This is a genomic window from Deltaproteobacteria bacterium, assembly GCA_020845895.1.
In the GTDB taxonomy this organism is placed as follows: domain Bacteria; phylum Lernaellota; class Lernaellaia; order JACKCT01; family JACKCT01; genus JADLEX01.
Genome location: JADLEX010000001.1, coordinates 1 through 26,954, shown reverse-complemented (window position 1 = coordinate 26,954; position 26,954 = coordinate 1). Strand labels below are relative to the sequence as shown.

Genomic DNA, 26,954 nt, shown 5'->3' with positions numbered 1-26,954 from the left:
TTTCGCGCCGGATGCGATCGATCATCGCCGGGGCATCGCGCAGCACGAAGTCTTCGAACCGGACATCGAAGCGGCCCGGCGCACGCCAATTCTCCGGAACGCTCCGACCGAATCCCGAAAGATCGCAGACCCAGACGTCGTAGCCCTCGGCGGCGAGCCGGTGCGCGATGCTGTGCTTGCCGGGCAGCGCGAGGTTGAATCGGCACGCGCCGAGACCGTGGCAGCAGATCACGGGATGTCTGCGCTTCGTCTCGCCGGTTGGCCGAATGCGGTACAGAGTCAGTGGGCGGCCGCCCGGGAGACGCACGTGATGCGTCTCGTCAAAACGCCCGCGTGTCACATAACGCAGGCTCACCAGATGCAGCGCCGCGCCGGCGACGACAACGACGACCAAACCCCAGAACACGGTGGGCATGGCACACCCCGACAATCATCAATTCATCGAACGGCGGCCATGCTAGCGACGCCCCGGATCGACGACAAGCCGCGAACCCGGCATGTGGCCGAACGATTCGGCCGGCGTGGTTTTTCACGGTCCGTCTCGACTTTTCGAGGCGTCAATGAATGGTCCGGCCCACCAGGGATTTGCCAAGGGTTCAATTTTGCTGGGGATTCGGAGTTGGCACCGGGGTTGCTTTCTCCCGGTCTTAGAAACGGCTCTCTACCATCGTGCATCGGGGGTTATCACCGGGTTCACGGCAATGGTGCCGCGAATCGGCGATGACCCCCAAATTTTTTTCTAGCCCGCGAGCCGCTTCACCAGCTCGATCATCTCACCCAGTTCAAAGGGTTTTCTCAGGTACTCGGCCGCGCCGTAATCCAGCGCCTGCGCGCGCTCGCCCTGAAACTGGATGGTCGTGTACGCCGTCATGAGCACGACGGGTATATCGACGATGTCGGGGTCGGACTTCACCGCGGCGAGAACGGCCCATCCGTCCATGCGGGGCAACATGATGTCGCAGAACACGATCGAAGGCCGCCGCTCGCGAATCATCGCGAGGCCGGTTTCGCCGTCGGCGGCGGTTTCGACGGCGTAGCCGTGGTGCGCAAGTTTCGCCGACAGGATCTCGAGCGTGTCGTCGCTGTCGTCAATCAACAGAATCGCTTTGTCCGCCGTCATCGCCGCTCCCCCCGCCGGTCCGATCCCGCGCGCGTTCGATAATCTCACGCAGGCGCACGGTCCGATCCGCTCTCGGACTCGGACGGGTCCAGTAATCGTCGGCGCCCGATTCGAGCGCCGCCTTCGCGCCGTGACCGAAGCCCATCATAATGACCGGGATATGGGCTGTCATGGGGTCCGCGCGCATCGACTTGAGGAACGCCCAGCCGTCCATTCCGGGCATCACCTCGTCGACCAGGACCGCCGCGGGCTGAGTTTCGCGGGCGCGATCCACACCGCTTTCCGCGTCCGCACACCGAGCGATGGCGAACCCCGCGGGGTCGAGAAACGAAGAGATCTCCGAGAGCGTCCGCGGATCGTCGTCGATCACCAGCACGGTCGGGCGTGAGCGCGTGCGTAGAAGCCTCAGCGCGTGCGCGGGATCGTAACGCACCGGCAGTTGCACCCAGAACGTGCTGCCCTTCCCCGCTTCGCTCACCACGCCGACCTCGCCGCCCATCAGCTCGGCGAGTTGCCTCACCAGCGCGAGGCCGAGCCCCGTGCCTCCGTGGGCGCGGTTGATGCCGCCGTCGAGCTGGCGAAACTGCTCGAAGACAAGGTGCGTCTGCGTGGCCTCGATTCCGATGCCCGTGTCGGCGACCTCGATACGCAGTTCGTGATCGTCGCGCTCCTCGCGCACGGTGACCGTGACGCCGCCGCGCTCGGTGAATTTCATCGCGTTCGACAGCAGGTTGATGAGAATCTGGCGGAGCTTTCCCGCGTCCTGGTGGATCGACGGCACCGGGCCGTCCATGCGAACGACGAGGGACAGCCCCTTTTTGTCGAAAAGCGGACGCAGATCGTCGGCGACGCCCTCGACCAATTCGCGCACGTCGAACTGATCGGGGTAAACGTCCTGCCGGCCCGCCTCGATCTTCGACAGGTCGAGCACGTCGTTGATGAGGCGCAGCCGGTTGCGGCTGTTGGCCTGGATTTTTTCGAGCGCGGACATCAGCTTGTCGGGCAGCGGGCCGTAGATGCCGTCGACCGCGAGATCGGTATAGCCCTGAATGGCCGTGAGCGGCGTGCGCAGTTCGTGGCTCATGTTGGCGACGAATTCGCTCTTGAGCCGGTTGGCCTGCTCGATCTGTTCGGTGGAGCGGCGAAGACGCTCGTAGGCGAGGTTCAGCTCCGCGGTGCGCTCGGCGGCGTGGCGCTCCAGAGAGACACTGTATTCCTCATATTCGCGGGCAAACGTCGCGAGTCGGCGCACCATCGCATTGAATCCGCGGCCGAGCTCGGTGAATTCGTCGTTTCCGCGCACGGGCACGCGGATCTCCATGTCGCCGCGCGCGACCTGACCGAAGGCGTGCAGGAGGCGGCGAATCGGCAGGCTGATGGAGCGCGACAGGTAGAGGCTGCCGAAAACCGTGACGATGACCGTGATGAGCATGATGAGGCTGACGAGAATCGTCGCCTCGCGCACGGTCGCGTAACTGGCGTCGAAAGCGCCCGGAGCCATGTCGCCGATCCGGCCCGCGAGTTCCGCGAGCAATTCCTCGTACGTGCTCACCACGAGCAGCGACGACACGGTGACCGGCAGCATCGCCAGGACGAGGAAGGCGATCATGATCCGTGCAAAAAGGGTGAATCCGAACTTCACCAGTCGCTCCGTTCGACGGCATCGCCGAGTCGCTCGGGATCGGCGTCCCAACTGTACGCGGTGAACCCGACGAGGGCCGCGACGAGATAGATCGCCCGAATCAGCAGCAACTGCCAATCCCAAGTCTTTCCGAGAACGTCCACGTATCCGCCCGCCATGTAGATGAGCAGCGCCAGCGTGCCGAAATCGGTTTCGATGTCCGAAGGCTGACGCAGGACTCGTCGCGCCGCGCGGCGCGCTAAGTCGATCGCGTTTCCCGCGAAGACGACGACGAAAGCGGGCAAGAAAAACATCGCCGCCCGCGCCCCGATGCGGTATTCGCTCGTCCACTTCGAGACTTCCGCCTCGCCGACGCCGTCGATGAACACGAACGCGAGAAATAGCAGGGAGAGAACGGACACGCCGCTGACGACGGCGGCGAACGCGGCCTTCGAAGGCGTGAGCTTGAGGATCATGAAGGCCGCAGCGGGAACGATGTGGAGAACCACGAAGACCTGCACGACGTAGAACAACGCGCGGTCGATGGCCGGAAACCCTAGCTGGAAAAACACGAGGCGCAGCCCCGACGTGAACCACAACCCCGCCGCGAACATCCAAAACAACGCGTAGTTGCGATCCACCATGTCCCGGTCGCGGTACAGCACAATGTGCCGCGCGGTCGCCGCGCCGATCAGCGTGACCATCCAGCAGCAGAACACGTTGTAAAGGATTGCGTAGTGCAGACCGTCCCTCGCTACGTTTCTTCCGATCGGGCGTTCGCGGGAAGCAGCATGTCCTCCAGAAAAAATGCCGCCAGTTCCGCGCGCCCCGACACGCCGGACTTCTGGTAGACCGCGAGCGCCTGTTGGCGCGCAGTGCGTTCACTGGTCCCACGAACCGATGCGATCTCCTGATGCGACAAGCCCTTCAGCATCAGCATCGCCACCTCGCGCTCGGCACCCGTGAGATCCCATCGCTCGAATTGCCGGTCGATCGCCTCGCCCATGCCGCGAAGCACCGACTGCGCTTCCGCGCGCCACGTCTCGGCTTCGCGACGCCATGACTGGGCCTCGCCCCGCGCAGCGTCGCGTGCCGCCGCCAGAGCCGCCCTTTCATGCGCAGCCCGGCGACGCTCGTCGATGAATCGCCTCCACAGCGTCTTCACCCCGACGAGAGACACGGCCATCACGCCCAGTTCCATCGAAACATGGAAGGCATCGGAGCCGCCGATCAGATCTCCCACGATGTCCGCTCCCATGAGCAGCGCCATCGCCGCGAAAAGCGCCAGCGGCAAGCCCATCGTGCCCGCCCTGCGCGGCCCGAACTCATCGTCGGACATGGGTCGATCGTCATAAGTCATTTGACGGATGTGTCCCGCGGTGGTTCGGCGTCACCATCGCAATATCCATCGGCGCATCCGCACTCTTTGCGAAACACGGACACGCCCACAACGAACGGAGAACGCATGTTGTCGAATCTACCCCTGCATCCCGCCATCGTCCATCTGCCGCTTGGCCTCGCCTTCGTCGCGCCGGTTGTCGCGGTCATTCTTCTCGGCCTCGCGCTCGCGGGCAAGCTGGCGCGCACGCACGTGCTCATCGCCGTCGTCCTGCAAGTTGTCCTCGTCGCGTCGGCAATGGTCGCCCTGCAAACCGGCGAAGGAGCGGAGGACCGGGCCGAGCGCGTGGTGAACGAACGATTCATCGAGGAACACGAGCATCGCGCGCAGACGTTCACCGTCGTCGCGGCCGCCACGCTGGCGAGCATGTTGGGCGCGCTCGCTCTGGCGGGTCGACCAATGGGCGCGCGGGCGGCAATCGCCCTGACACTGGCGATGACGGTAGGCGTTGCGGGCCTCGCCGTGCGTACCGGTCACGCCGGAGGCGAGTTGGTGTACGTGCATGGCGCGGCGGCGGCATGGACGGGTTCGGCATTCGCAACGAAGGGCACGGCTGCCGCTCCAACCTCGAATGCCAAGGGCGTGAACCACGAAGAGGATGAGGACGACTGACGGCTACCGAATGATGAGCCGCGCGCTTCGCTGGAATGCGAGGTAGGCGTAAGCCCACTGCAACATCACCGACAGGCGGTTCTCGAAGCCGATGAGCTGCGTGATGTGGATGAGCAGCCACGCGAGCCACGCGAGGCGACCCCCGAAACGCAGTCCAAACACATCGGCCACCGCCGCGCCGCGGCCGATCGTTGCCATCTGCCCCTTGTCGCGAAAAACAAAGGGTTCTCGTGGCCGACCGGCGAGTGCGGCGAGAATGTTGCGCGCGGCGTGCATACCCTGCTGAATCGCCAGGGGCGCCATGCCGGGCAGCACGCGGCCGTCCTGCTCGACGTGCGCGAGATCGCCGATCACGTAAACGCGCTCGTCGCCGGGCGCCGTGAGATCGCCTTCCACGATCACGCGCCCGGCGCGGTCGAGCGTCACGCCGAGCGATTCGGCGATCGGCGATGCCTTCACGCCCGCCGTCCAGAGCACGGTGCGCGCCGCGACCCATTCGTCGCCGATCCGTGCGCCTTCGGCCGAGATTTCGCTCACGCGCGTGTCGGTGCGCATCTCGACGCGCAGTCGATCGAGCGAGCGCCGTGCGTGGTCGGAAAGTTTTTCGGGGAACGCGGGGAGCACGCGGTCCGCGGCCTCAACGAGCACGACGCGGGCGGCTCGCGTGTCGATGCGGCGGAACTCGTTCACCATGACCTCGCCGGCGATCTCCCGGATCGCCCCCGCGAGTTCCACCCCCGTCGGCCCCGCGCCGACCACCACGAAGGTCATGAGCGCCGAGCGCGCGGCGGCGTCCGTTTCGCGCTCCGCGGCCTCGAACGCGCCAAGAATGCGCAACCGGATGTCGAGCGCGTCCCGAATGTCCTTGAGCGCAGGGGAGACGGATGCCCATTCGTCGCGGCCGAAGTAGTGGTTCACCATGCCCGCCGCGACGATCAAATGGTCGTATGCGATCTCGCCGTCGTCGAGCACCACGGCACGGCGCGCGCGGTCGATTTCGCGGACCTGGGCCATCAGCACGCGCGTGTTGCGAGATTTTTTCAGGATCGAGCGGATGGGATGCGCGATATTGCCCGGCGATAGGCCCGCCGTGGCCACCTGATACAGCAGCGGTTGGAAGAGGTGGTAGTTGTTTCGATCCACGACCACCACTTCGGCGTCGGCGCGGCGCAGCGTCTTGGCCGCCGCGAGCCCCGCGAAACCGCCGCCGATGATGACGACGCGGGGCTTTCGCGAGTTCGTTTCACCTTTATCCAGCATGAGCCGTCACCCTTTCCAACGCCGCTTTTGGCGCGATTCGGCGCGGCGCGACATGACGCGGGACGGCTTCGACCGTTTTTTCGGAGTGTCCCCGATGAACGGAGCCGACTACGGAGCGGCGAACACGTCGTAGCGAATGCCCGCGCCGCCCGGCGGATTCTCGATGCTGCCGGCCATCTCCCACGCCGGGCGCGGCATCGTCGCCACGTCGATGCGTGCGCGTTCGCCCGGCAGCATCAATTCTCGCGACCGCGCGAGGGCGTCGGTGATTTCCGCGTCCGGCGCGACCGCCGGGTCGGCGATGGGCCGGCGCACAACCAGGACACGCACCTCGTCCCATCGCGCGACGAGGTCGTCGACGATGCTGTTGCCCACATCCCCCTGCCGCGCATCCCAAATGTGGACGTACGGCACGGTCGCGACGGCCTGCGTCTCGAGGACGTCGAAGTAGAAGCGCGGGCCGGCGGACTCGGACACGAGATTGACGAACAGCGCATCGCTCTTTTGCCGCGCGGCCGATTCGACAATCCGCGCTGTCGCCGCGCCCGCGTATGCGGGATTCGCCGCATCGCGCACAGGCCAGGCCCTCGGGGTCACACCCGTGTGATTCGCCGCGCCGAGCACGAGGAACACCATCGCCAGCGCGACCGACGCGATGGCCGACGCCCGGCGATTCGCGATCAGGCGAAGTCGTTCCGCGGCGAACATCACCGGGATGAACCATAGCGGGAACAGGATGCGCGTGAACGCCTCGGCGACGACGACGAAAATGGCGAGTGGCGGCAGGTAGGCGGTCGGCAGCGTGCGTCGCTCGATGCCGCGCCAACGCCCCGTGATCGCTCCGGTGCCGAATCCCACCACGACCGCCCCGGCAAACCCCAGATACTTCGCGAGATCGGCGGGCGCGGTGTCGCCGTCGATGGTGTGAAAGAGCGCGAAGTCCCGCCCCGGGCCGCTCACCACGTCGTCCACGTGCAAACCGATGACGTCGAAGACGCGCGCGAACCAGGGCAGCCAAACGGCGACGAGAATCACGATCGCAGCCATCAGCCCGCCGATCGACGCGACGAGATACGCGCGCCTTCCGGAGGTGGCGAAGAGCGACCCGACGCGCCACGCGAGCAGCAGCGCCGGTCCCGCGATGTAAACGGGCAGCGTGGGTTTTGCGAGCAGGCCGAGCCCGACGAGCACGCCCAGCACCGGCCACCGCCAAGGACGGTCGAACCCGCGCGGGTCGGCGAGCATCGCGATGATGAGCGTCGCGAAAAGCGCGACGGGGATGTCGTTGCCGTAGTGCTCGGCCAGGGCGTGCGTGAGATCGAAACCCAGCAGTACGCACGCGCCGACGAGCGCGACGAACGGATCGAAGACGCGCGCGGCGAGCAGATACACCGCGACGATCCACGCGATGGCGAAGAGAAAATTCGCGCCGAGGAGCGACGCGTAGCCGGCCGGGTGGAGTCGGTGCAATGAAGCGCTCGCGAGAAACGGCAGATGGGGCTTGCGCATCGAGGTCGCGAGCGGCGACGCCGCGAGCGGCAGGCCCGCCTTCTGATAGTTCACCACGTTGATGTGGCCGTAGATCATCACGAACTCGTCGTGCCCCTCGCCCGGCGTGGGCGGCGACGAGATCACGCCGAATGCAATTGCGGTCCACGCCGCGACGACGAACGCGAAGATCGCATGCGCGACGCGAGCGGATTTCGGGTTGTCGGGGGATTCATCCACGAAGTGAGACTAGATTCGCCATGACGGACGACGCAAGGGGAGCGGGTGCGGATTCGAGTCAGACCTGAAACTCTTCGCGCGGGACTCCGGACTGACGAATGATCGACTGCAGGGTCCCAGTTCGGATTTCTTTGTGATCCGGAACCGGAACGGTAACCGTCCCCGACGGCGTCGACTTCTGCATGACCACGTGACTGCCGCGTCGCCTCACATCCTCGAAACCGTACCGTACCAAGATCGTGCAGACCTCCTGACCGGACAGAATCCGGAGTTTAACCAACGGCGACCTCGACCTGCGTCACGAAGACTTCGGTACGCAGACGGGTTCGGATCTCCTCGGGCGACGCGGACTCGAAGAACAATTCGAGAGCCTCTCTGAGATTGTCTCTCGCCTGCTCGACCGTCTCTCCCTGGCTCGCGACATCGAGTTCCGGGCACAAGGCGACATACCCCTCGTTTTCCTGCCCGATGATGGCCGTCAGCTTCATGGGCCCCTCCGATGGTGAAACATCTTCACAGTCCCGGTTTCCCCGAGGCATGTCAATCGAAACCGAGGTCGTTCACATCGCGAGGCGACGCCTCGCGCGAGGCAAGTGCCGCCGCGTCGCGTCGATGGGCCGCCACCAGCAACCAGAAACCGACAACCAGCAACCAGAAACCAACAACCCACCCTCGCTTGACACCCCTGTCCCCCGCCCGACAATGCCGCCCGAGGGGGCGACCGAGGAACATCATGCCGAAATTCCGACGCGAGGAACTGGGCGGCGCGTGGGCGCTGTGCGCGGTGGACCGTTTCGCGGACGCCTACGACTGGGCGCGCGCGCTGACCATGGATGTGCCGTCTCACTGGCAGCAACACGGCGATCTCGCGGGTTACGCGGGCAAGGTGGTGTACCGACGCGAGTTTGTGTGGAAAGCGGCAAAGGATCGCCGCGTGCGGCTCGTGCTGCCCGGAATCTTCTACTGGTCCACGGTCCGCCTGAACGGCCCCGTGCTCGGCACGCACGAGGGCTATTTCGATCCGCAAGCGTACGACGTCACGGACGTGCTCGCGCCGCGCAATGAGCTGATCGTCGAGGTCGATTGTCCCGACGAAAAGGACAAGGTCGGCAAGAAAATGATCACCGGCGTGTATTCGCACTGGGATTGCCTCGATCCCACGACGAATCCCGGCGGCATCTGGCTGGCGCCCTACCTCGTCGAATCGGGCTTCGCGCACACCGCCGAGGCCCTCGTACACACCGAGGCGTTCACGGGCGCTTGCGCACGGCAGCGCGAGCGCGTGACGATCGCGTCGGCGCGGGCGGCGCGGCTCATCGTCGAGATCGAATACACCCCCGCGAATTTTCGCGGCGACGCGCACACGTTTCGCGAAACCGTCGATGTTGCGCCCGGCGACAACCGTTTCGAGTGGATGCACACGGTCCCCGAGGCGCGCAAATGGTGGACGCACGACCTGGGCTTCCCGCACCTGTACACACTCACGATCCGCCTGCTCGCCGAGCGCGGCGCGGTCGTGGACGAGTGGACGGACGAGATCGGCCTGCGCACGGCGCGCTTCGACAACTGGATCTTTCACCTCAACGGCGAGCGGTTGTTCCTGAAAGGCAGCAACGTCCCGCCCACCGACACGCGCATCGCGACGGTTCAACAGGCGACCATCGACCGCGACATCGAACTCGCCCTCGGCGCGCACATGAATATCCAGCGCGTGCACGCGCACGTCGAGCCGCCCGCGACGTATCGCGCCGCCGACCGCGCGGGGCTCCTGCTCTGGCAGGACATGCCGCTCCAATGGCTCTACGCGCGAGAGAAGATGCCGGAGATCCACCGGCAGGCGCGGGCGATGGTGCGCCTGCTCTACAACCACCCGAGCGTGGCGATGTGGTGCTGCCACAACGAGCCGTTCCACGTCGTCGAAACAAAAGAAGAGAACCCGGTCAAGCTCGCGCCCACCGTGTTCTCGATGATCGTGTATTCGTGGAACCGCGACGTGCTCGACACCGAAACGAAACGTGAGATCGAAGCCATCGATCCGCAGCGGTTCGTCATCCGCTCGTCGGGCGAATTGCCGCTGCTCGGTAAGGGCAGCGACCTGCATTTTTACGGCGGGTGGTATCGCGTGCAGGGCACGCACCGCGCGTTCGACAAATTCATCCGGCGATTTCCCAAGGGCATGCGCCTTGTCAGCGAGTTCGGCGCGCAGAGCTTTCCCAATGTCGAAAACGCCGTGAGGTTCATGAGCGCCGATCTGCACAATCTGGATCTGAAGACGCTCGAAGATCGCCGCAGCCTGCAGCCCGAGCTGATGGATCACTGGACGCCGCGCGAGGGGCATCGCGATCTCGCGACCTACATCCAGGCCACGCAGGATTGGCAGTCGTTCATCCACCGCCACTACATCGACCGGCTGCGCGCGCACAAATACGCGCCATGCGGAGGCATCCTCAACTTCATGTTCAGCGACCCCAACCCGGCCATCCAGTGGTCGGTGGTCGATTACTGGCGCACACCCAAGTCGAGCTATTTCAAGCTCGCCGACTGCTTCCGGCCGATCTACGTGGGCGCGCTGGTCGACAAGGACGAGTACCGCCGGGGCGAGCGCATCGCCGCGCCGGTGTTTTTCGTGAACGACACGCGGAAGGCGATCGACGGCGCCGAGGTCGAGGCGGTGGTTCGCGACGACGAGAACCGCGAGATCTTCCGCCGGACCTTCGCCGCGTGGGCGAGCGCGGACGGTCCCGCCGTGCGCGTGGGCGAGGTCGAAACGCGCGCTCACGTCGCCGGATTCGTCACGCTCACCCTCACGCTGCGCGGTGCGGGCGACGAGTTCGTCAACGTCTATCGCGCCCGCGTCCGATAGGTTCGCCGCGTTCGACGCCCTGGTGGTCGCCGCATTGGTCTTCGCGCTCGTGCGCGCGCACGGCTCCACGGCGTTCTTCGATCGATCCGTCGGCCTCGACGAGCAACTCAATTCCACGATGGACGGCCGAGAGCTGCCCACCCATCCCACGGGCGTGCGTTTTTCTTTTCGGCCGCGCGCGTCGACGCCGGGGCTCCGTGTCTTCTGGAACCACGAGCGGATGGACGGCGACCGGGAAGCGCTGCGCATCGGTTCGCTGCCCGCGCGCCCCTCGTCGTGGATCGTCGTGCGCGGCGGGCGCGTTGTCGAAACGAAACCGGTGGCCGGCGCGGCGACGAACGTCTCGAAAGCGCCATTGTGGCTCTGGAATATCGCCGCTCTCGCCACGGCGACTTGTGCGTTGTGCGCGTTTCTCGCGTTCGATCGCCTCGCGTGCCGGCGGCTACTTGCGCGCGGGTGCGCAGCCCGTTGGCTCACGGGTTATCCATTGGCGGTGGTGCTGATCCCGCTGGCGTTCGTCGGGTTCTTCGGCGCATGGGAGAGCGCCAAACGCACGAGCGGCGATCTCAACTGGTTTCAGCCTTATCTGCGCGACGGCGTTTTCGACGACGCGGCGTTTCGGGCCGACCCCGTGCTGCGCCGCGGAGGCCGGGAGATCCGCGTGCCGCTTGGTGGCGACACCGTGGTCAATGCCGCGCACGGCGGATCGACCACCGACGGATATCCATACGGACGCGGGCGGTGGGATTGGCCGACGCGGCTTCGCGAGAAGATCGAGGCCGATCCCGATTTCGCGTTGCGATCCGTCGACGTGCTCAATCTCGGCTATGTGAGCGATCTGCTCGAAAACAACGTTCCGCCGGGTATCGCGGGCTTTTACGCGGCGGCGCGCCCGCGCGTCGTGATTTTCCACCCCGTTATCAACAACTATTACTCGCGACGCCCCACCGAGGCGCTCGCGCACGGGCTCGGGTTCTGGTCGCACCGCGCCCAAGACGACCGGTCGGACGCGGCGCTATCGGGCTTCCTCGAACTGCTGCGCGCGAAGATCCGTCTCGCCGCGACGCCGGCGCGTGGCCGGTGATCGTCGTTCCGGCGATCGACGCCGACGCATTCGGTGACGCCGCCCCGACCGATGCCTGGGGTGACGCGGCGATCGCGATCGCCCGCGAGCAGAACGTCGGCCTCGTCGATCTCCGCCCGGCGTCTCGCGCGCGCGCGCGAAGGCAACATCCTGTTTCAGGAATTCATGCACCCGAATCGGATCGGTTATGACCTCGTTGCCGATGAAATCCGGCGCGTCCTGCGCGAAAACCGCGATCGTTGGCGGCCGGGGTCGTAGCGGAATGCGCGAGGGCGACCCCGCCTTGACGGCAATCGCTAACCCCGCCTCGCAAAAAAGAATGCTCAAGCGCCACAACCGATCGTTCGATACACCGGATGACGCGTTTTTCGAATGCCTTTCCTTGGGAGATCGCCATGGTGCTGTCCTACATCCGTCGCAGACTTGCGCGCAAACTGCTGTCCATTTGCCTCGGAATCGGGATCGTCCCGATTCTGATTCTCGGCGCGATCAACTACCGGTCCATCGACCGGGCGCTCGATCGCGAAGCCGAGGAGAAACTCTCCGCGATTCGCACGATCAAAAAGAACCAGGTCGAAAACTACCTGCGTCAGGCTGAAGTGGACATGGAGGTGCTCGCCGGAAGCCGCGACGTGGCGGAGCTGTTCAAGGACCTGCGGACCTATCACGTGGACATGGAAACGAGCCCCGACGGAAACTACGACGTCTCGACCACACGATATCAGGAGCTGTGGGGGACGCGCGGCGCGCAGGTCGCCCGGCTCGCCGATCTCAAGAAGTACGGCGACATCATGCTCGTGTGCTCGGCGCACGGGCACATCATGTACACGTCGTCGAAACACGACGATCTGGGCAAGAACGTGCGCACAACGGACCTCGCGCACAGCGGCCTGCTCCGCGTGTGGAAAAAGGTGGTCGAAAAGGACCACGTCGCCTTCGAGGATTACTCGACCTACAAGCCGGTGGGCGACAAGCCGGTGGCATTCGTCGGCGCGCCGGTGCACGGCGACGACGGCAAGATGATCGGCGCGATGATCGTGCAGGCCGCCGCCGGAGACATCAACGCCATCGTGCAGGAGGCGACGGGGCTCGGCGAAACCGGGCAGACGTGGCTGGTCGGCGCGGACCACACGATGCGATCGGATTCGCGATTCGCATCGGGCTCGACCATTCTCTCGGAGAAGGTCGAAACGGATGCGGTCAACGCGGCGCTCGGCGGATCGGAAGCCTGCGCGACGGGGCTCGACGCGCACGGCACTCCCGTCAAGACCTGCTTCACGAAGCTGGACGTCGCCGGGCTCGACTGGGCGCTTGTCGCCGAGGTTGCTCTCCACGAGGCCAAAGCGCCGCTGCGCCGCGTCGCGACGGCGATCGCGCTCGTGGCGGCGTTCATCGCGGCGGCGGTTGTCGCCATCGCGCTGCTCTCCGCGCGGTCCATCACCACGCCGATCCGCTCGACCGTGGCGGCGATCAACCTCGTGGCCGAAGGCGATCTGACGGCGAAGGTGACCGTCGATTCGATCGACGAACTCGGCGATCTCGCGCAGACCTTCAACGCATTCACCGAACGGTTGCGCCAATCGCTGCGGCAGGTGACCGACAACACGCACCGCCTCGCCGAAACCGCGACCGATCTGACGGTGGTCGCCAACCAGCTTGCGGGCGGCGCGGAGGAATCGTCGCGGCAGTCGGGCGCGGTGGCGACCGCGGCGGAGGAGATCACGGCCAACGTGTCCGGGGTGAAGTCGGCGACCGAGTTCATGTCGCAAAACGTCAACATGATCGCGGCCGCCGCCGAGGAGATGTCCACGAGCGTGACGACCGTGGCGACCGCCGTGGAAGAGATGACGTCGTCGCTCGACGAAGTGAGCCGCAACTGCGAGCGCGCCGCGACGATCGCCGGCAAGGCGACACGGCAGGCGACCGACGCGGGCGAGGTGATGGACGAACTGCGTCGCGGGTCAATGGAGATCGGGCGCGTGGCGGTGATGATCAGCGATATCGCCGATCAGACGAATCTGCTGGCGCTCAATGCGACCATCGAGGCCGCGAGCGCGGGCGACGCGGGAAAGGGATTCGCCGTGGTCGCGAAGGAAGTGAAGGAACTCGCCCAGCAGACCGCGCAGGCGACGAGTGAGATTGCGCGGCAAATCGACGCGATCCGCGACAAGACCGACAAAGCGGTGCACGCGATCGGCGACATCGGCCTCGTCATCACCGAGATCGACAGCATCACGCAGACGATCGCCTCGGCAGTGGCCGAGCAAACCGCGACGACGCAGGAGATCGCGCGGTCGGTGTCCGGCGCGTCGGAATCGGCGGGCGCGGTTTCGACCCGCGTGACGGAGCTTTCCGCGGGCATCGAGCGCGATGTGGTGCGCGGCATCCGCGAGGCGACGATCGGGGTGCAGGAAGTGTCGCGAAATATCCAGGGCGTCAACACGGCCGCGCGCGAAACCGCGCAGGGGGCCGGACGCACGCACACGGCCGCCGAATCGATGGACGGACTCGCGCACGCGCTGCGCGACATCGTCGCCCAGTTCCGGGTGTAAGCGAAGACGGCGGAAATTCGCCCGAACATGTGGCCCGGCCGCTTCCGGCCGGGCCGCTTCATCCGACTGTGTGGCCCGGCCGCCCCCGGCCGGACCATTTTCCTTACCCTTTACGGCACATCGAGTGCCCACACCGCTCCGGCGCCGCGATAGAGCAGACGCACGTTCGCGCCGTCCACCAGTGCGAAAGGATCATCGCCCACGTCGTCGCCGTCCACGATGTCGCGCTGCCACGGTGTGCCGCCCTGATTGGTCAGCATACGCAGGTCGAGTTCGTCCCCGTGGTGATAAACGATGAACGCTTCATCGGCTGCAGTCAGATCGATCGCCAAAGGTCCGACGCGCCGCTGCATGTTGTTCCAGGCGAGTCGTACCGAGGTCCATGCCCCACCGTTTTTCACCACGTAGTCGAGGAACTGGCCGAAGCTCGACGAAAACGCGATATGCGGCTCGCCCTGTGCGTCGAGCGCGATCGCCGCGTAGTCGATGGACTGCAAGCCGAGCGCTTCGAACTGCCAACCGCCCGCGGTTTCGCGCGCATACCAAGCCTCGTAGGAGCCGTAGGCGAGATGTGCGAAATTCTGCGCGTCGAGGGTGAAGGCGAATGGAGCGCCGAGGCTTCCCGCGACGTCCTCTTGGGTCCATACGCCGCCCTCGCGCGTCGCGACGCGCACCAGCCAATGCGGATCGCCGAGTTCATCGCGGATGACATACGCGATTCGGGGCCGCCCCAACGAGTCCACCGCAATGCGACAGTGATTTCCGGTGTCGTCCGAGGTGTCGACGGTCTCGATGGCCCAGTCGCCCGATGCGTTTGTGAGGTAGTAAAGAATCGAATCCTCACCCCGAAACGCCACATGCGCAGCGCCATTTGCGTCCGTTGCAAGCGCCATCGCCTCGGGAGCGTATTCGAGATCCCACACGCGCTCGGTGGTCCACCCGGCGTCGGTCTCGACCGCGTAACGCAGTCCCGGGTCGCGGGCGTCTACGTAGATCGCACGGCGAAGGCCGTCGGCATCGACCGCGGTTCCCATCGGCCCGGTCACGGGGACGGATCGGTGAAGTTCCGTCGCCGTCCACAAAGGGCCGACGGGTTTCGAGAGTTCGAGCCGCGCGCCGTCGGGATGGAACCAGAGCACGCGCGGCGCATCGCCCACGGCGAGGCCGATTCCCGCGAGGGTCAGGCCGGGCACGACGGCTGTGACGGGACCGTCGGTCGCGTCCCAGAACCGGATGACGGAGGGAATCGGCGTGAAGATCGGAAACGCCTCGAATCCGTACGCAACATGCACGCCTGAGTCGCCGGCCACGAGCGACGAATTGAGGACGAACATGTTTTCGGATCGGTCGATCTGTTCGGTCGCGACGCTTCCGTCCGCGTCGATGGTCGCGAGGTGAACGTCGGCGGCAAACTCGAACATCAGGATGCACGTGTAGAATTCGTCCAGCGCGTACGTCGCGTACACGTTCTCGTCGTCCGCCGCGGCCGCGACGCCCATGTAGTCCCAGTTGGTGAAGCAGTCGCCCATCGGCCCGGTTGCCTGAGCGTGCTCCGCCAGGCGCGTCGTGGTCCAGTCGTCGCCGTCGCGAACCGCGAGATCGACGTACACATCGCTCGACATGGCCGAATACACGACGTTCGGCCGCCCGGCGGCGTCGAAGGCCACGTCGGCCTGCCGCACGTAGCCGGTCGTCTCGGGGAACACGGTCACGTTCCACGATCCCCCCGCGTCCCGTTCGGCGTAGGACAGCGTGTCCTGAGCCGCGACAACGCGGGGGAGGCCGTCGGAGTCGAGCGTGATGTTCAGGTCGGAGAAGTTGAAGGGATCGAACACGGTGACCGTTTCCCGCGTCCAGCTTCCCGTCCGATTCGTGGCGTAGGCGATTTCCGGGGCGGCGCGGTCGACGTACGCCACGTGCAGGTGACCGTCGGCGTCGATCGCGACATCGGGTTCGTACGCCCGAAACGCCACGGGCTCGCGCGTCACGGTGTCGCCGTCGATCGTGTAGTGGTGGAGCGTGCGCGCGTGCGTTGCGAATGCGTGATAGACGCCATCGCCATCCACGACCACGCCCGCCGCGCCCGGCGCGAAGTAGCCGCCGTCCACCGGTACGGTACCCGGCTCGGGCGGCGGAGCGGTATCGTCATCACCCGCGTCGTCATCGAGATCGTCATCCGCGTCATCGTCGCTCGCGTCGTCGTCGTCGTCGACATCATCGTCGGCCACCGCCGCGTCGTCATCCGTGGCGGCGTCGTCATCATCGCCGGATGAGTTGCCCCCGTCCGACGAGTCCTCGGAGCAACCCGGGAAGATGAAAAGTGCGATGACCATGAGAATCCATGAAGGGAATGCGTAGCGACGGGTCATGGCTGGACCTCCGCGATGGTGTAATTGTCGTTCGCCTCTCTTGGAGGAGTTTATCACAAAATATTTTCAACAGGCAAAACATTTTTTTTTGAGAAAACGGCGCCGGGACGAACCCGGCGCCGTTGTGATTCGCGCGCGTCGCGTTATCGATACATGCAGATGAAGCGCGGATCGGAGTAGTCGACCCACTGGGTGTCGTCGCCGTATTGGCCCGGCCCGTCGATGCCCCAGGTGGCCGCACGGAACGGCGCCATGTCGCCCGGCGTCATGCCCAAAATCGCGTACGGGAAGTGCATGACGACGTGCGTGCCGTTGTGGTTCGTCTCGCCGTCGGGGTCCACGACCGGCTGCCAGTTCTCCGCCCCGGCGTTGTATTTGAAGAGCAGCAGATTGAACACGCCGTTGTTGTGTTGCAGGACCATGAACACGTCCGCGCCCTGGAAACGGCCCGGAGCGGGATCGTTCGGCGCCGACGGACTGCCGTCGAGCAGCATGTACCACTCGAACTGGCCGGGCCCGGCGTCGGGCAATTCGCCCGCCACATCGATCATGGCCGTCACGCCGTCTTCGTCAAACACCGTCGCGTAGCTCAGGATGTCGAGGAAGGGCGTTTGCGGCGAATCGCCGCCCGAATCGTCCCACCAATCCTCGTCGTCCGGCGGGTCCTCGGGCATGCTGCACACGCACTCGCAATCCGCGCCGGCGTTCGATTGTGGCTCGCTGTCGGGACCGCCCATGTTGTTCTTCGCCCACTCCATCGCTTCTTCGTTCGACACCTCGCCGTTGTCGTCGCCGTTCGGCGGATTGTCGGCCTGATTGTTTTCCCAAGCATCCCAGTACGACCCCGACAACTCGCTGCCGTCTCCGTCGGATTTCGCATACGACGACTTCGACTTGCTCGCCGACGTCAGCGTGTTCACGCCGTCGCGCTTGAGGGAATCGTCGCCTTCGAGAAAGGTGCCCGAGTAGCAACTCTGGATCAGGAAGTTGAGATTGCAGAATCCCGGCAGCCGACACTCCCCCGCGTAGTAGTTCATCGGGCTCGGGCAGTGCGGCTTGGCGTCCAGAATCTCATCGATCTCGGAGACCTTCAGCTTGCCCTTGCCGTTTTGCGCGCGGATCCAGCCGTCCTTGCTGCCGTGACCGGTGATGTAGATGTGCAGCTCGTCGAGGCACAGGCTCGCGTTGATGAAATCCTTGATCGCGTCAAGCGCGTCTTCGGCCGTGGGCCGGTCGAGGCGCGTCACGTTCGGGCCTCCAAGCCGCGCGCCGTAAAAGTCCTCGGCGTTCTCGCCGTTCTTCTTCATCCAGTCCGCGCCCTCGTGATCGCCGAGATTGATGACGAGCGCCTTGCACGAGATCGGAATGACGATCATGTCCTCGGCGCAGATGTACACGCACTCCTTGGGCTCGACGCCCTCGCCGGGGTCGCCGCGACCCGGGTTCTCCGGGCCGGGGTTGTCATCGTCGTCCCCGCCGCCGTCGTCGTCCGCGTCGTCGTCGGAATCGTCATCGGAATCGTCGTCGCCCCCGCCGCCGCCGCCGTCGCCCGGGCCGTTCCACGGCGTGAAGTTGAAGTAGTGGTCCTCGATCTCGCCGAATTCGAACTCGCCCGAACCGTCCCATCCGTCGCCGCCGAACGGCGCGTCGTCGATCGTCTCGCGACTGAGCGCCACGCGGATCCACTGCTCCCATCCGAACTTGTTCGCCGTACCCAGCGGCAGTGCCGCAGCGTCGGTCCACACCCACTCGTCCGTGCCGGGGGCGACGTCCACCGCGAAGTTCTGCACGAGCCATTCGTCGCCGGCGGTGTTCTTCTTCCACTCGCCGTCACGGTTCTGATCGACGAGGATGTTGATGTGGCGCTCGGTCTCGGGCGCGTTCGCGGCCACCGCCACGTTCACCAGAAAACGCACGTCGAGCGTCTTGTTCGCGTAATCGGGGTAAAACGCCCAGTAGATCTTCCGATCGTCGGCGTCGCGATCGACGAGGTTCGGCGTGCCGTCGGGATCGTCCGCGTCGTCGGCGTCGTCCTCGATCGACACCGTGGCGCCCAGCGTCTCGTCGCCCACGTTGAGCGTGTGGCCGCCCGGCCGGTCGTCCACCGAATTCGCCGTGTCGTGCAACGTCGGGAATTTTCCCGCCACCGCGCCGCCGAAACCTTGATACGCGTCCGTGTCGTCGGGCGCGTCGCCGTAATCGCCGTCCGCCGCGTCGTCCTGCGGAGTGATGCCGCCTCCCGCCGTGCTTTTGGCCGACGAAAACGGCTCCTCGGCCTTGAACAGGTTGAGGGTCGAGACATCGCTCGCCCACAGCGTCTCGCCGTTCAGTTCGGGCCACCAACTGTGCGCCTCGACGGTGACCTCGCCGGTCGCGTCGTCGATGAACAGGTAACGCACGTCGTGCTCGAACGCGGCAAAGGGGTCGTCGTCGAGATACGCAAACCAGTACGCGCCCGACGGCGTGAACGCGCTCGCCCCTTCGGCCGGGGCGATCGCGTCGCCCGCCGCGAGCGGTTCGGTGACGATGTAGGCCATGAACGAGCCGTTGGCCCCCGTCGCGCCGAGCTCCTCGACGATGTAGCGGGCGACGTCCTCCGCGTTGTCCACGTCGGCCACGTCGTCATCGTCCGCGTCGTCGTCCTCATCGTCGTCCGTGTCGTCGTCGGCGGGACCGCCACTGTCATCGTCGTCATCGTCGTCGCAGGAGCAGCCCGCGACGAGAAAAGGGACAAACGCCAAAAGCAAAAAGACAAGCCGCGCGAGATTAGTCATGACGGCCTCCCGACCGAGTCCCGAGGGATCACGCAATGGAACTGTCGGTGAAGAGCGTACGCCGATCAGCGGGAAAGAACGATGATTTTTTATTGTTGAGTAATGAAAATTACGCAGATGCGGTCATCCCGGACGCGGTTATCCCTTCAGGACCCCGAGGACGATGGCGATCGCCGCTGTCGCGCCCAGCGCGATGGCCACCGCCAGCGCCACGCGCGCTTTCGAGATCGGCGCGTGGCCCTGCGCCTCGCCCGTCTGGCCGTTGATGAGGAAACGGTAGGGCTGTTCCCGATAGCGGTAGCTCGAAATCCACAGCGGCAACAGCACGAGATCGTACGCCCAGTTCGAAAATCGCGTGCTGACGGCGAGGTCGCGGTGCGTGTCGCCCGGCACCATCTTGCCGCACGCTTCCACTTCCTTCTGGTAGAGCGCGTTCGCGGCGTTCTGCCGCACGTCGTCCGCGCGCATGGCGGGCCGCTCCGCGCCGAACCCGGCGAGGTATGCCGCGTTGTAGGGCCGCGCCTCGTTGGTACGATACGGAAAGACCTTCGCGAGCAGCGGCGCGTCCACGCCTTTGGTCGCCGCGATCATCCAGTCGTCGTAGTGCTCGCGGTGCGTACCGCGCGCCGGTTGCCAGCGGGTCTTCGTCACCGTGCGCGTGCGGGTGACGGGCTTTCCGTTCTCGGTCGCCGTGTACGTCTCCTGCTCCTGGTAGTTGTATCCGGCGGATGCCGACCAATCCGAATCGGCGTCGGCGTCGAACGCCCAAAAGGGCAGATACACGCCGCGCATCTCGCCGACGAGACTCGACGTCTGGAGGTCGCGCGGCCGAAACCACCCCTTGCCGAGCCACGAGCGGAAACGCTCCCCGGCGGCGCTCGCGTCGAGCGCGAAGGGCACCACACGCGCGGGACGCGATTCATCGCCCACGGGCGCTTCGACCACGGCGTGGGAACCGCAATACGCGCACGTTGCGGCGAGTTTCGTCGGGTCCCAGCTCACGGTCGCGCCGCACGTGTTGCACGAAAATGTACGAACGTCGCGACCGAGGCCGGTCTCACCGCCGCCGGATTTCGCGCGCAGATCGCCCGTGGCCTCGGGAGCCGCCGTCGACGCACCGGGCGCCGTCGCCCCGCAGTAGGGGCAAAAAAGCTCGCCGCCCGTCAGGTTCGCCGAACATCCCGTGCACGCGGCCATCGCGTCCTCCAAATTGACGAATGCCCACCTTACGAACGAGGCGCGCCGCGTTCAAGGGCGGTTCGAGTATTCGCTGCCGGATCAGGGGGTCGGGTTGGGTTTCGGCGCTTCGGGTTTCGCCGGGGCGCAGTCACGCAGGGGATCGAAGGAGCGGCCCGCGAACATCTCGAAGCGCCCGCGCGCGCGTTCCAGCGCGTCGCCGATGCGGCGCAGTTCGTTCTGCGTGGCGTTGATGCGCGGTTCCTGCTCTCCACGGATGAAAAGAGGCTGGCGGCGCATGTTGTCGAGCCGCTCACGCAGCCTCTCGGTTTCGGCGCGCATCACGCAGATCTCGGCGGCGAGTTCGTCGGCCTGGGTCTTGGCGCGCCGCGCGTGATCGGAGCCCGCCGAAGGATCGCTCATCATGGTATCCGACGGTGGGGATGCGACGAACGATTCCTCCTCGGCGAGTTTCGGCGCGGAGGCGGCGATCGGCACGGCAAGAATCTCGCGGGGGAGCGCGTCGTCGATGCCGGTCATGGCGGCGGCGCGCCGCTCCCAACACGCGCGGGCGGCGATCCGATCGTCGTCGCCGCCCGACACGCCCGCGCAGAACGCGCGCGTCGAACGCACCCACTTCGCGGCCTGGGCCGCCGCGACGGACAACTGAGCGGGTGACACCGCGCGCTCGCCCGACTCCACCGGGATCGCGATGCACGCCGCGTCGTCGTCCGCGCACGCGCAAGCCGACCTCCACTTCGCGAGCGCCGCGTTCGCCACGTCCTCGCGCCCGGTCGCGGCGGCGACGAGCCAATCCGCGAAATCCGTCGCCGGGCACGGCGTCTGCGCACGCGCACGGGGCGTGAACGCAAAAATCAGGAAGAAGACGATGAGGAAATTGCGCATGAAATCGACAGTCACCGCGTGGGGCGGATCAGTTCACGTCGATCTCGAACAGCTCTCCGCAATGCGGACACGCCTCGGCTTCGGCCGACACCTCTTCGCCGCACGACGAACACACGATCCGGTCGTCGTCGTCATCCGCGTCGAAGGACGCGACGATGGCGATTGCTTCCGCCGACCAGCGCCGCGGGACCATCACCGCGTTTTCCAGGTTGGGGTAGATGTGAAACGATTCCAGCCGCTCGCCGGTGATGACGACGGGAATGCCCGACTGCTCGAGCAAATCTTTCAGCAACTGCGCTCGCAGCGGTTCCATGTCCCGGGCGACCGGCACCCACTCGACGTCGGTCAGCAATTCCTCGTCGCTCGGCAGCGCGGCGAGCAGCTCCCCGTCGCAGGTCGGGCAGCGCGAATCCTCGCTCGAGAACTCTTCGCGACATCGCGGACACCAACTCATAACAGACCTCCCGCATTGGCGACTCGATCAACGATACGATTGTTGGCCGCGCGTGCCGGCAAGTCAACGAAAAAAGTCGGAGTCGTACTGTCCCCCCGAAGTCGAGACGGATTTACGCGGCCATAAGTTTGATCCATTCGGCTTCGATCTCGCACGGCGTCCGGTAGTCGATCGCCGAGTGGATACGATCCTCGTTATACCAGCGTATGTATCGGTCGATGGCCTCGTGGGCCTCGGACCCGGTGTCGTAGCTGTTGGGCCAGATTTCCTCTTCCTTGATCGTTCGGATGACGCGCTCGACGAAGGCGTTGTCGTCGGGAGCGTCGTAGCCGGTGTATTGCCCGCGCACGCCGCGGGACCCGAGAAACTCGACGAAATGCCTGGAGCAGGGCTGCGAGCCGTTATCGCTGCGAACGGTCAGCGACGCAGCCTGCTCGCGCGTCACGATCCCCTGCGCGTCCAGCGCCAGACGCAGCGGCGCCGTCCACTCCGAAGCCCGGCAACGCCGGTCCAGCGACCACCCCACGATCTTGCGTGTGAAGACGTCGATCACCACGACCAGAAACAGCGGCGTCAGGTCGGTGAGTTGGAAACTCGTCATGTCGATCTGCCACGCCCGATTCGGAGCGTCGGGGCGCATCTTCTCGACATGCGGCGGCCGCGAGGGTTTGAAACGCAGTTTCGGTTGAGCCAAATGTTCCTCGCGCACGATCCGCGCCATCGTCTTTCGATTGACCACGATCGCGAAACGACGGCGCAGCAAGGCTCGAATCCGCCGGTGGCCATAGCCGCGCTGGCGATCCTCTTCGCAAAGAAGGCGAATCTTGTCGCGCAGGTCCGCGTCGTTCGAGACCGGACATCGGCGACCGGAAAGCGGATTGTCCATCGGGGGACGCACCCAGCGACCCACCGAGGACGCCGGCTCCAGGGTCGCGGCGGCCAGCCGACGAATGGGAATCGGACGCTCCTCGCGCAGCGCCGTCACCACGTCCCGGACTCGCTCTTTTTTTTAAAGGCACGGATCACCAGCGCCTGATCCCCGGCGAGTTGTTCCAGATCCGCCACCCGCTTGCGAAGCGTCTCGACCTCCGCCGACGGATTGCCCGCCGGACGGCGCATCCCCTGGCGTAACAAGTCCGACGCCCGGCCCTTCAGTTTGCAGGCGTAGGTCGAGCTGATCTCCCATTTCCGGCAAACCTCCCCCAGCGACGACCTCCCGGAAATCAGCTCCATCGCCATCTCGTACCTCTGCTCATCCGTAAACTTGCTCGGTCTCGGCAAAGAACACCTCCCGTGGGCAACCGCCGCCTGCCGGACGCGCCCAGGGCTTTTATGGCCCGGCGCGCCGGACGCGGCGGCTCAATTCTACCCACTTTCAAGTGTCTCGCCTTCAGAGGGGGACAGAATACCCTCACCCCCGTCCCCTCTCCCGTCATGACGGGAGAGGGGTGCTCCGAGCGTGGCGAGGGGCGGGGTGAGGGGTCGATTTTTTTCTCGCGTTGCGCCGCGACTTGTGGGACAATGGGCTTACCGGAGGGCGATCATGGCGATGGACGAACACCCGAAGCCCCGGATCGACTGGTCGCTGAACCCGATCGACAACGTGAGACAAGTGGCGAGGATCCACCGGAACGCGGCGATCGGCGGCGGCGTGGGCGCGGCGCTGGGTGCGTTTGTGCTGGGCCCTTGGGGGGCCGCGCTCGGCGGCGCGGTCGGCGGATACGTCGGCAGCCGAATGGACGAGAAGGACAGGGCCGCCGAGAGAACACCGCCCGACGCGCCGATTCCCCCGGGGACTCCGGGAACCTGATCCCCGTGCGACCGAATCGCGCGAACGCATTCGCGCGAGGGGGACCGCGCGACGCGGGATGCGTGATTTGCCCTCCGGTTCGATGAAATGATTCGGTGTTTCGCGGACACCGTTACTGATGATGTCTCCGAGGATCAGATGAATCATTCGAGTCGGTGCTTCCCATTCGCCCGAATGCTGTCGAGGGTCGTTTGTCTAGCGATTTTGATGCTCGCGGCTTGCGGCGAATCGACGCCGGATGAGTTCGATCACAAAGCTCCTGAGCCATTTTGGCCGGACGACGACGACGCGTCACATGACGACGATGGGTCGAACGAAGACGACGACGGGAACGATGACGATACCGGGTCGTCGGACGACGACACCATCCTCTTGCCATCCGCAAGAGGATTTCTATGCGTCGACCGGGACGGCGATGGGTACGGCGACGGTTGCAATGCCGGTCCCGATTGCAACGACGGCGATCCGTGGCTTTGGTATCGAGGTTCCGCCTATCGCGATGCCGACTACGACGGCTACCCCGGTACGCGTGTCGAAGCTTGTCTGGGCGCGGAGCTTCCCGAAGGATGGGGATATCTTTCCACGGACTGTGATGATGCCGACGCGCGCATCCATCCCGACATGTTCGAGTTCCCCGACGACGGCGTCGACAACGACTGCGCCCAAGGCGACGCGTCGACGGCGGACCTGAATGCGATTTACGTGGACGGCGCGGCGGGCGACGACTCCGCCCCGGGAACCGCGGATTCGCCGAAGAAGACGATCGCCGCCGGAATTGCCGCCGCCGAAGCCTCCGGAGCGGACGCGGTGATCGTGGCTCAGGGCGAATACCTGGAAAACGTCGTCACAGACGTGTCGCTCTCTGGAGGTTATCGGGCGGGCGACTGGGCGCGCGACATCGAGGCGTTCGTCTCGTACATCGTTCCGGCAACCACCTCGGCGACCGTGGAAGTTTCCGGAGCCGAGGGTCCAATCACTGTCCATGGATTTCGCATCGACGGCCCCGACAATCCCGACGAATCGCGGGCGATTTTAGTGTCGTCGGCCTTTCCGGTTTGGATCGGACGCAATTCGATTTTTGCGAAGCCGTCGGACATCAGCCAGGGCATTTACGTCGCGGGGACTGAAGTCACCATCGTCGAAAACTCCGTGGAGTTGGCAGATGGCGAGGAGATCTCGGCGATTCGAGTGGTGTGCGCGACGGGCGGTCCGCCAGAGTCCGTTGTTGTGGCCAACGACATCAATGGTTCGGTTGGCGTTGGAGCCGGGGCCATTGCGGGAGTCGACGCCGAGTGCGCGCGTCGAGTCATCGCGAACCATGTGTCCCTGGGGACCGCGGATCGTGACGACGTCTTGGGAATCCGTTCCGTCGCTCCTTCGGGCGACGTCGGCTTTCGATGGATCGCGTCGAACGAAGTGGAACTCGCCGGATTGAATGTCGAGGCGTCAGGAATCGTGCAGGCGACCCTGGGAAGGACGGTCGGAAACAAGATTTACGCCGAAGTCGACGGAGAATCCTTTGTGTACGGAATCGTCGGAACGATCGGCGCCATCGCTTCACGAAATCGCATCGAGCTGTTCGCGGACCCCGGCGAGCGCTCCTCTTTTCTGGGAATTTTCGGATGGAATCTCCTGGCCGCCGTGAATAACCAGATCATTCTCGGCGGCGACTGGACGTCGGACGGGATCTCCTTGATGGGATTCGATCTCTACGGTTGGGGCGACGGCGAGGCTTTTGGCGTCATCCTGAATAACACGGTCGTCACGACCGGTCCCTCCGACTCCGGGTCGGCGATCGATGTTTGGACCGAGTTCGGCGTGTTTCCGACGTTTCGTACCCGGGCGGTGCTGAGTGTGGCGAACAACATTCTTCTCTCACCACACGATCGGCTCGGCGTCATCGAAATCGACGCCGTGGACATTTCCGCGTGGGTGCAGGCTGACAATTTCGTTCGCGGAACAGCTCCGTGCCTGATCAACACGGGCGAATGCGTGTCCCAACTCGATCGCCTCAACGAATGCGAGTGGGAAGGATGCCGCGGTGCGTGGGGCAACTTGTCCGTCGATCCGATGTGGGCGGACGCGGGCAACCGCGACTATCACCTTCTCCCATCGAGTCCCATGATCGATGCCGCATTGCCCGCAACGCCGTTTTCGACGCTCATCGAGTTCGGATTGCGCGACCCCGAGTGGAACGCCTATCCGATGGATATCGACGGCGAACCGAGGCCGATCGGGGAAGAAATGGATATCGGCGCGGACGAGTACCTCCCGTAGCAGGTCGAGCACCAGACCTTGCGGGTGCGCCTTCCGTTGAATCCGCAACACCCTTGTGTTGAAATCGATCACAACGTACACGGAACCGAATTGGGGGAGGGTTCGGATCACCGATGTCGGATGTGAAATCTCTCGATGCCGTGTCTTCGCCCGAGGGAGTGTCCGCGCGGTTCCCGGACGCCAAGATGGACGCACTCGCGCGGCTCGCGAGCGGCATCACGCACGACTTCAACAACATCCTGACGAGCATCAACGGCTACGCGGAGATCCTCGTCGAGAGCCTGCCGCGCGATCACCCCAATCACGAAGACGCCGCCGAGATCGTCGCCGCGGGTGAGCGCGCCGGGGAGTTGATCCGGCGGCTTCAGGCGTTTTCGCGCCGGCAGCCACGCGCGGTGCAGCCCGTCGATCCGGCGCGCCTCGTATCCGACCTGAACGGCGCGATCGGGCAACTCGCGGCGGGCGGCGTCGAGGTGCGTTACGAGGTGGACGCCGATTTGCCGCGCGTGAACGGCGACGGCGAGCTGCTCGGTGAACTCGTCATCGAACTCGCGTCGAACGCGATCGACGCCATGCCGGATGGCGGTACGCTCACGATCGGCGTCGGGCGGCGCGACTTGATCGATCTCGAGTGCGCCCACTGCGGCGAGAGCGTGTCGGGCGCGTTCGTCGAGCTGCGCGTTGCCGACACGGGCGCGGGGATGGACGACGAGACGCGCGCGCACCTGTTCGAACCGTTCTTCACCACGAAGGACCGCGGCCGGGGTAAGGGTCTCGGCCTCGCCGTCGTGTACGGAATCACGCGGCAGCACCGGGGGCATATCGCGATCGAGAGCGCGCCCGGCACGGGCACGACGGTGCGCGTGTGGCTGCCGTGCGACGCACCCGCGGTCGAAGCGAAACAATCGGCAACGGCCGTGCCCGTTCGGGCGACCGGCGGGAACGAGAC

23 protein-coding genes are annotated in these 26,954 nt (G+C 65.4%); 7 read left to right on the top strand and 16 right to left on the bottom strand.

The window, feature by feature from the left end; genetic code table 11:
* The 5 genes from IT350_00115 to IT350_00095 form a co-directional block, all read right to left on the bottom strand.
* On the bottom strand, positions 1-415 hold a 415-nt coding region (locus IT350_00115), incomplete at its 3' end, for an alpha/beta fold hydrolase (GenBank protein ID MCC6156427.1).
* Positions 416-739: 324 nt separating this feature from the next.
* Positions 740-1,120 carry a response regulator gene (locus IT350_00110; GenBank protein MCC6156426.1) on the bottom strand — a complete coding sequence of 127 codons (381 nt, stop codon included), beginning with the start codon at positions 1,118-1,120 and terminating at the stop codon, positions 740-742.
* Positions 1,089-2,762, bottom strand: a complete 1,674-nt coding sequence (locus IT350_00105; GenBank protein MCC6156425.1) for a response regulator — start codon at positions 2,760-2,762, stop codon at positions 1,089-1,091. Before IT350_00105 ends, IT350_00110 begins: the two co-directional genes overlap by 32 nt.
* Positions 2,759-3,460, bottom strand: a complete 702-nt coding sequence (locus tag IT350_00100) for a hypothetical protein (GenBank protein MCC6156424.1) — start codon at positions 3,458-3,460, stop codon at positions 2,759-2,761. The genes IT350_00105 and IT350_00100 overlap by 4 nt, the downstream gene beginning before the upstream one ends.
* Positions 3,461-3,495: 35 nt before the next feature.
* On the bottom strand, positions 3,496-4,041 hold the full coding sequence (locus tag IT350_00095) for a helix-turn-helix transcriptional regulator (protein ID MCC6156423.1): 546 nt from the start codon (positions 4,039-4,041) through the stop codon (positions 3,496-3,498).
* A gap of 165 nt (positions 4,042-4,206) precedes the next feature.
* On the opposite strand from IT350_00095, the gene IT350_00090 reads away from it, so the two are divergent.
* Positions 4,207-4,752 (top strand): hypothetical protein, encoded by a 546-nt coding sequence (locus IT350_00090; GenBank protein MCC6156422.1) that lies wholly within the window; start codon positions 4,207-4,209, stop codon positions 4,750-4,752.
* Between the two features lie 3 nt (positions 4,753-4,755).
* Here the strand turns inward: IT350_00090 and IT350_00085 are convergent, their stop codons facing one another.
* The 4 genes from IT350_00085 to IT350_00070 form a co-directional block, all read right to left on the bottom strand.
* Positions 4,756-6,012: an NAD(P)/FAD-dependent oxidoreductase gene (locus IT350_00085; protein ID MCC6156421.1), complete on the bottom strand. Its 1,257-nt coding sequence runs from the start codon at positions 6,010-6,012 to the stop codon at positions 4,756-4,758.
* A gap of 108 nt (positions 6,013-6,120) precedes the next feature.
* Positions 6,121-7,740 carry a glycosyltransferase family 39 protein gene (locus IT350_00080; protein MCC6156420.1) on the bottom strand — a complete coding sequence of 540 codons (1,620 nt, stop codon included), beginning with the start codon at positions 7,738-7,740 and terminating at the stop codon, positions 6,121-6,123.
* 58 nt (positions 7,741-7,798) lie between these two features.
* On the bottom strand, positions 7,799-8,020 hold the full coding sequence (locus IT350_00075) for a type II toxin-antitoxin system HicA family toxin (GenBank protein ID MCC6156419.1): 222 nt from the start codon (positions 8,018-8,020) through the stop codon (positions 7,799-7,801).
* Positions 8,013-8,228, bottom strand: coding sequence for a type II toxin-antitoxin system HicB family antitoxin (locus IT350_00070; GenBank protein ID MCC6156418.1), 216 nt, complete (start codon positions 8,226-8,228; stop codon positions 8,013-8,015). The genes IT350_00075 and IT350_00070 overlap by 8 nt, the downstream gene beginning before the upstream one ends.
* A gap of 245 nt (positions 8,229-8,473) precedes the next feature.
* Between IT350_00070 and IT350_00065 the strand changes: the two genes are divergently transcribed.
* The 3 genes from IT350_00065 (at position 8,474) to IT350_00055 (ending at position 14,239) form a co-directional block, all read left to right on the top strand.
* On the top strand, positions 8,474-10,603 hold the full coding sequence (locus IT350_00065) for a glycoside hydrolase (protein ID MCC6156417.1): 2,130 nt from the start codon (positions 8,474-8,476) through the stop codon (positions 10,601-10,603).
* A gap of 22 nt (positions 10,604-10,625) precedes the next feature.
* The gene (locus IT350_00060; GenBank protein ID MCC6156416.1) at positions 10,626-11,687 is read left to right on the top strand and encodes a hypothetical protein; all 1,062 of its coding nucleotides are present in this window, start codon (positions 10,626-10,628) and stop codon (positions 11,685-11,687) included.
* A gap of 356 nt (positions 11,688-12,043) precedes the next feature.
* On the top strand, positions 12,044-14,239 hold the full coding sequence (locus IT350_00055; protein ID MCC6156415.1) for a methyl-accepting chemotaxis protein: 2,196 nt from the start codon (positions 12,044-12,046) through the stop codon (positions 14,237-14,239).
* Between the two features lie 110 nt (positions 14,240-14,349).
* Here the strand turns inward: IT350_00055 and IT350_00050 are convergent, their stop codons facing one another.
* The 7 genes from IT350_00050 to IT350_00020 all read right to left on the bottom strand — a co-directional run bounded on the left by IT350_00050 (position 14,350) and on the right by IT350_00020 (position 23,157).
* Positions 14,350-16,608: a hypothetical protein gene (locus tag IT350_00050; protein MCC6156414.1), complete on the bottom strand. Its 2,259-nt coding sequence runs from the start codon at positions 16,606-16,608 to the stop codon at positions 14,350-14,352.
* Positions 16,609-16,751: 143 nt separating this feature from the next.
* Positions 16,752-19,382: a hypothetical protein gene (locus IT350_00045; protein MCC6156413.1), complete on the bottom strand. Its 2,631-nt coding sequence runs from the start codon at positions 19,380-19,382 to the stop codon at positions 16,752-16,754.
* Positions 19,383-19,520: 138 nt separating this feature from the next.
* On the bottom strand, positions 19,521-20,579 hold the full coding sequence (locus tag IT350_00040) for a hypothetical protein (GenBank protein ID MCC6156412.1): 1,059 nt from the start codon (positions 20,577-20,579) through the stop codon (positions 19,521-19,523).
* Between the two features lie 81 nt (positions 20,580-20,660).
* Positions 20,661-21,464 (bottom strand): hypothetical protein, encoded by an 804-nt coding sequence (locus tag IT350_00035; GenBank protein MCC6156411.1) that lies wholly within the window; start codon positions 21,462-21,464, stop codon positions 20,661-20,663.
* 28 nt (positions 21,465-21,492) lie between these two features.
* Positions 21,493-21,918 carry a DUF2007 domain-containing protein gene (locus IT350_00030; GenBank protein MCC6156410.1) on the bottom strand — a complete coding sequence of 142 codons (426 nt, stop codon included), beginning with the start codon at positions 21,916-21,918 and terminating at the stop codon, positions 21,493-21,495.
* 112 nt (positions 21,919-22,030) lie between these two features.
* On the bottom strand, positions 22,031-22,906 hold the full coding sequence (locus IT350_00025; protein ID MCC6156409.1) for an IS3 family transposase: 876 nt from the start codon (positions 22,904-22,906) through the stop codon (positions 22,031-22,033).
* Entirely contained in the window at positions 22,900-23,157 is a 258-nt protein-coding gene (locus IT350_00020; GenBank protein ID MCC6156408.1) for a hypothetical protein, read from the bottom strand. The genes IT350_00025 and IT350_00020 overlap by 7 nt, the downstream gene beginning before the upstream one ends.
* Positions 23,158-23,461: 304 nt before the next feature.
* Between IT350_00020 and IT350_00015 the strand changes: the two genes are divergently transcribed.
* The 3 genes from IT350_00015 to IT350_00005 form a co-directional block, all read left to right on the top strand.
* Positions 23,462-23,728 carry a hypothetical protein gene (locus tag IT350_00015; protein MCC6156407.1) on the top strand — a complete coding sequence of 89 codons (267 nt, stop codon included), beginning with the start codon at positions 23,462-23,464 and terminating at the stop codon, positions 23,726-23,728.
* Positions 23,729-23,935: 207 nt separating this feature from the next.
* Positions 23,936-26,005: a putative metal-binding motif-containing protein gene (locus IT350_00010; GenBank protein ID MCC6156406.1), complete on the top strand. Its 2,070-nt coding sequence runs from the start codon at positions 23,936-23,938 to the stop codon at positions 26,003-26,005.
* Between the two features lie 113 nt (positions 26,006-26,118).
* Positions 26,119-26,954, top strand: an 836-nt coding sequence (locus IT350_00005; protein ID MCC6156405.1) for a hypothetical protein, incomplete at its 3' end; no start/stop codon positions are given.

What these genes read in the sequence shown, in the direction of transcription:
- IT350_00040 (MCC6156412.1), bottom strand. Translation starts at nt 20,579, where the DNA reads ATGGCCGCGTGCACGGGATGTTCGGCGAACCTGACGGGCGGCGAGCTT.
- IT350_00090 (MCC6156422.1), top strand. Translation starts at nt 4,207, where the DNA reads ATGTTGTCGAATCTACCCCTGCATCCCGCCATCGTCCATCTGCCGCTT.
- IT350_00050 (MCC6156414.1), bottom strand. Translation starts at nt 16,608, where the DNA reads ATGACCCGTCGCTACGCATTCCCTTCATGGATTCTCATGGTCATCGCA.
- IT350_00030 (MCC6156410.1), bottom strand. Translation starts at nt 21,918, where the DNA reads ATGAGTTGGTGTCCGCGATGTCGCGAAGAGTTCTCGAGCGAGGATTCG.
- IT350_00065 (MCC6156417.1), top strand. Translation starts at nt 8,474, where the DNA reads ATGCCGAAATTCCGACGCGAGGAACTGGGCGGCGCGTGGGCGCTGTGC.
- IT350_00055 (MCC6156415.1), top strand. Translation starts at nt 12,044, where the DNA reads ATGACGCGTTTTTCGAATGCCTTTCCTTGGGAGATCGCCATGGTGCTG.
- IT350_00070 (MCC6156418.1), bottom strand. Translation starts at nt 8,228, where the DNA reads ATGAAGCTGACGGCCATCATCGGGCAGGAAAACGAGGGGTATGTCGCC.
- IT350_00085 (MCC6156421.1), bottom strand. Translation starts at nt 6,012, where the DNA reads ATGCTGGATAAAGGTGAAACGAACTCGCGAAAGCCCCGCGTCGTCATC.
- IT350_00095 (MCC6156423.1), bottom strand. Translation starts at nt 4,041, where the DNA reads ATGGGCTTGCCGCTGGCGCTTTTCGCGGCGATGGCGCTGCTCATGGGA.
- IT350_00035 (MCC6156411.1), bottom strand. Translation starts at nt 21,464, where the DNA reads ATGCGCAATTTCCTCATCGTCTTCTTCCTGATTTTTGCGTTCACGCCC.
- IT350_00010 (MCC6156406.1), top strand. Translation starts at nt 23,936, where the DNA reads ATGCTCGCGGCTTGCGGCGAATCGACGCCGGATGAGTTCGATCACAAA.
- IT350_00015 (MCC6156407.1), top strand. Translation starts at nt 23,462, where the DNA reads ATGGCGATGGACGAACACCCGAAGCCCCGGATCGACTGGTCGCTGAAC.
- IT350_00045 (MCC6156413.1), bottom strand. Translation starts at nt 19,382, where the DNA reads ATGACTAATCTCGCGCGGCTTGTCTTTTTGCTTTTGGCGTTTGTCCCT.
- IT350_00020 (MCC6156408.1), bottom strand. Translation starts at nt 23,157, where the DNA reads ATGGCGATGGAGCTGATTTCCGGGAGGTCGTCGCTGGGGGAGGTTTGC.
- IT350_00110 (MCC6156426.1), bottom strand. Translation starts at nt 1,120, where the DNA reads ATGACGGCGGACAAAGCGATTCTGTTGATTGACGACAGCGACGACACG.